Origin of the sequence: Streptomyces sp. NPDC059524 (genome assembly GCF_042749255.1) — a bacterium.
Lineage (GTDB): Bacteria > Actinomycetota > Actinomycetes > Streptomycetales > Streptomycetaceae > Streptomyces > Streptomyces xanthii.
Genome location: NZ_JBHYTK010000282.1, coordinates 1 through 4,274 on the forward strand (window position 1 = coordinate 1; position 4,274 = coordinate 4,274).

A 4,274-nucleotide genomic window follows, 5' to 3' on the forward strand; every position below is an offset into this window, starting at 1 on the left:
CACTTGGACCGCGCCCCCGGGCTCACTCGTCACCCGGTCAGAACCCCGGCTTGAAGCGGCGCAGGCGGAGGCTGTTGCCGACGACGAAGACCGAGGAGAAGGCCATGGCCGCTCCGGCGATCATCGGGTTGAGCAGGCCGGCCGCGGCCAGCGGAAGCGCCGCCACGTTGTAGGCGAAGGCCCAGAAGAGGTTCGAGCGGATCGTGCCGAGGGTCTTGCGGGACAGGCGGATCGCGTCGGCCGCGGAGCGCAGGTCACCGCGGACCAGGGTGAGGTCACCGGCCTCGATGGCGGCGTCGGTGCCGGTGCCCATCGCGAGCCCGAGGTCGGCCTGGGCGAGCGCGGCGGCGTCGTTGACCCCGTCGCCGACCATGGCGACCGAACGGCCCTCGCCCTGGAGGCGCTTGACGACGTCGACCTTGTCCTGGGGCAGGACCTCGGCGATGACGTCCTCCGGCGCGATGCCGACCTCGGCGGCGACGGCGCGGGCCACCGCCTCGTTGTCGCCGGTCAGCAGGACCGGGCGCAGACCCAGTTCGCGGAAGCGGCGGATCGCGTCGGCGCTGGTGTCCTTGACCGCGTCGGCGACCTCCAGGACGGCGCGGGCCTCGCCGTCCCAGGCGACCGCGATGGCCGTACGTCCGGCCGCCTCGGCCTCGGCCTTGGTGCGGGCCAGTCCGACGGGCAGGTGGATCTCCCACTCCTTGAGCAGCGCCTCGCGGCCGACGAGGACGGCGTGGCCGTCGACGACGCCCTGGACGCCGAGCCCCGCGATGTTGGCGAAGTCCTCTGGGGTGGGGAGCTTGCCGACCCGCTCGGCGGCGCCGGCGGCGACGGCCTGGGCGATGGGGTGCTCGGAGGAGTGCTCCAGGGCGCCGGCCAGGCGCAGCACGTCGTCCTCGGTGACGCCGTCGGCGGTGTGGGTGGCGAGCAGGGTCATCTTGCCGGTGGTGACGGTGCCGGTCTTGTCGAGGACGATCGTGTCGACCTTGCGGGTGGTCTCCAGGACCTCGGGGCCCTTGATCAGGATGCCGAGCTGGGCGCCGCGGCCGGTGCCGACCATGAGGGCGGTCGGGGTGGCGAGGCCGAGGGCGCAGGGGCAGGCGATGATCAGGACGGCGACGGCGGCGGTGAACGCGGCGGTCCAGCCCGACCCGTTGCCCAGCCAGAAGCCGAGGGTGGCGACGGCGAGGGCGATGACGACGGGGACGAAGACGGCGGAGATCTTGTCGGCGAGGCGCTGGGCGGCGGCCTTGCCGTTCTGCGCGTCCTCGACGAGCTTGGCCATGCGGGAGAGCTGGGTGTCCGCGCCGACCCGGGTGGCCTCGACGACGAGGCGGCCGCCCGCGTTGAGCGTGGCGCCGGTGACGGCGTCGCCGGTCGCGACCTCCACGGGCACGGACTCGCCGGTGAGCATGGACGCGTCGACGGCGGAGGAGCCCTCGACGACGATGCCGTCGGTGGCGATCTTCTCGCCGGGGCGGACCAGGAAGCGGTCGCCGACCTTCAGCTCGCTGACGGGGATGGTCTGTTCGTGCCCGCCGTCGTGGAGGACGGTGACGTCCTTGGCGCCGAGTTCGAGCAGGGCCTTGAGCGCGGCGCCGGCCTTCCTCTTGGAGCGGGCCTCGAAGTAGCGCCCGGCGAGGATGAACGCGGTGACGCCGGCGGCGGCCTCCAGGTAGATGTTCCCTGCGCCGTCGCTGCGGGCGATGGTCAGCTCGAAGGGGTGGGTCATGCCGGGCTCGCCGGCGGTGCCGAAGAACAGCGCCCACAGGGACCAGACGAACGCGGCCGTGGTGCCGACCGAGATCAGCGTGTCCATCGTCGCGGCGCCGTGCCGGGCGTTGGTGAAGGCCGCCTTGTGGAAGGGCCAGGCGGCGTACGTGACGACGGGCGCGGCGAGGGTCAGCGAGAGCCACTGCCAGTACTCGAACTGGAGGGCCGGGACCATCGCCATCGCGATGACCGGGAGGGCCAGGGCGACGGCCGTGATCAGGCGCTGGCGCAGCGGGCGCAGCTCGTCGGCCTCGGCCGCGGGGCCGCCTTCGGCGTCCTGGGCGGCGGCGGCCGGCGGGGTGGGCTTGTGCGCGGTGTATCCGGTGGCCTCGACGGTGGCGATGAGGTCGGCGACCTCGATCCCGTCGGCGAAGGCGACCTTCGCCTTCTCGGTGGCGTAGTTGACGGTCGCCTCGACGCCGTCCATCCGGTTCAGCTTCTTCTCGATACGGGCGGCGCACGACGCGCAGGTCATGCCGCCGATGGCGAGTTCCACCTGTTCGGTCGGGGCGACGGTGTGCGCCGACATGGTGCCTCCTCGGTGACGGTGTCCCGGTCGTCCGGGCCGGTACCCGGGGCGGGTACCCCTCGTTGAGATCCATTTATACCCCTGGGGGGTATCGAGCGCAAGCCTCGGCCCGGCTTGACTTAATACCCCCCAGGGGTATCTTCGTAGCTATAGGTCTCACCAGAGCCCGAGCAGCCACGCACTCAGGAGTCGTCATGCGCACCGGACTGAAGATCACGGCCTTCGCGGCCGCCGTCGCCGCCACGTTCGGCACCGCGTACGGGGTGGGCAGCGGGGTCGCCCCCGTGACCGCCGGGGAGAAGCCGGCCGCGCACGACGCGGAGCACGCGGGCGGCACGGAGAAGGGCGGGGAGACGGGGAAGGAGGACGCCGGCCACGGAGGCCACTCCGAAGGGGCGGCGGAACCGGCGGCCGCGGCCGCGGAGGTGCCCGGCGGGCTCCAGGTCTCCGAGCGCGGCTACACGCTGGACCTGGAGCGGGACCGGCTGCCCGCGCAGAAGGGCGAGATCCGCTTCACCATCCGCAAGGACTCCACCGGCAAGCCCGTGACCTCGTACAAGAAGGAGCACGGCAAGGAGCTGCACCTCATCGTCGCCTCGCGGGACCTCACCGGGTACCGGCACCTGCACCCCGTACGGGCGGCGGACGGCACCTGGTCGACGCCGGTGTCGCTGCCGAAGGCCGGCGACTACCGCGTCTTCGCCGACTTCACCCCGGCCGGCGAGAAGGAGGGGCTCACCCTCGGATCGGGCCTCGGGGTCGCGGGGACGTACAAGCCGGCGAAGCTGCCGGAGCACGCGGGGACCGCGCGCGTCGCGGGCGGCTACGAGGTCCGCCTCGAAGGCGAGCTGAAGCCCGGAGCGGAGAGCGAACTGACCCTGAACGTGTACCGGAACGGCAAGCCCGTCACCGACCTGGAGCCCTACCTCGGGGCCTACGGGCACCTGGTCGCGCTGCGCTCGGGCGACCTGGCCTACCTCCACGTTCACCCGCACGACGGCAAGCCCGGTCCCGGCGTCACGTTCACCGCGAGCGTGCCCAGCACCGGCACGTACCGGCTCTTCCTGGACTTCAAGCACGACGGGGAGGTCAGGACGGCTGCGTTCACCGTGCATGCGGCGTAGGCTGGTCCGCAATATTGGACTAGACCTGTCGGGAGCCGGCCACATGAGCAAGCGTGCAGTCCTGGAGGTGATCGCCCTCGACGCGCGGGACGCGGTCGCGGCGCAGGCCGGGGGTGCGGACCGGCTGGAACTGGTCACCGACATGGCGGCGGACGGCCTCACGCCGTCGGTGGAGACCTTCCGCTCCATCCGCGCCTCCGTCGACATCCCGCTGCGCGTGATGTTGCGCCTCGCGGACGGTTTCGCGGCGGGGGACGTCTCCGAACTCGTCCGCGTGGCGGAGGCGCTGCGCTCGGCCGGGGCGGACGAGTTCGTGCTCGGGTTCCTGGACGCGCGCGGGGAGCCGGACCTGGCCGCCGTCGAACAGGTCGTACGGGTCCTGGACGGATGTCCGTGGACGTTCCACCGGGCCATCGACCGGGCCGCGGACCGGTCGGCGCTGCGGCGGGCCGTCGCGGGGCTGCCCGGGCTCGACACGTTCCTCACGGCGGGTTCGGCCGAGGGGGTCGACGCGGGGTACGACGTGCTCGTGGCGGAGGCGGGGCGCACGGCCTCCGGCGAGCCCGGGTACGAGCCGCTGATCCTGGTCGGCGGCGGGCTCCGCCTGGAGCACGTCCCGGGTCTCCTCGACGCCGGGATCTCCGGTTTCCACATCGGCGGCGCGGCGAGGCCCTCCGGGTGGACCGGGCCCGTCTCCCCTCGGTCCGTCGAAGAGTGGCGCTCAGCCCTGGACGGCCAGGCGCCGTAGCGGGCCGATCGTCTCGTTGCCGGGTGCAGCTGGGTGGGGCTCCTCGCGCAGTTCCCCGCGCCCCTGAAATGCATGCCCTTCGGGCGCATTTCCCCGA

The 4,274-nt window shown here is 72.9% G+C and carries 3 protein-coding genes; 2 read left to right on the plus strand and 1 reads right to left on the minus strand.

All coding sequences use genetic code 11. From position 1 onward, the window contains the following. Window positions 1-37: 37 nt before the first annotated feature. Entirely contained in the window at window positions 38-2,305 is a 2,268-nt protein-coding gene (locus tag ACFW9D_RS37975; protein ID WP_384630012.1) for a heavy metal translocating P-type ATPase, read from the minus strand. Between the two features lie 194 nt (window positions 2,306-2,499). On the opposite strand from ACFW9D_RS37975, the gene ACFW9D_RS37980 reads away from it, so the two are divergent. Together ACFW9D_RS37980 and ACFW9D_RS37985 are read left to right on the plus strand one after the other, a co-directional pair. After that, the gene (locus tag ACFW9D_RS37980) at window positions 2,500-3,429 is read left to right on the plus strand and encodes a hypothetical protein (protein WP_384630014.1); all 930 of its coding nucleotides are present in this window, start codon (window positions 2,500-2,502) and stop codon (window positions 3,427-3,429) included. A 43-nt stretch (window positions 3,430-3,472) separates the two neighbouring features. Beyond that, window positions 3,473-4,177 carry a copper homeostasis protein CutC gene (locus ACFW9D_RS37985; protein WP_384630016.1) on the plus strand — a complete coding sequence of 235 codons (705 nt, stop codon included), beginning with the start codon at window positions 3,473-3,475 and terminating at the stop codon, window positions 4,175-4,177. Window positions 4,178-4,274 lie beyond the last annotated feature (97 nt).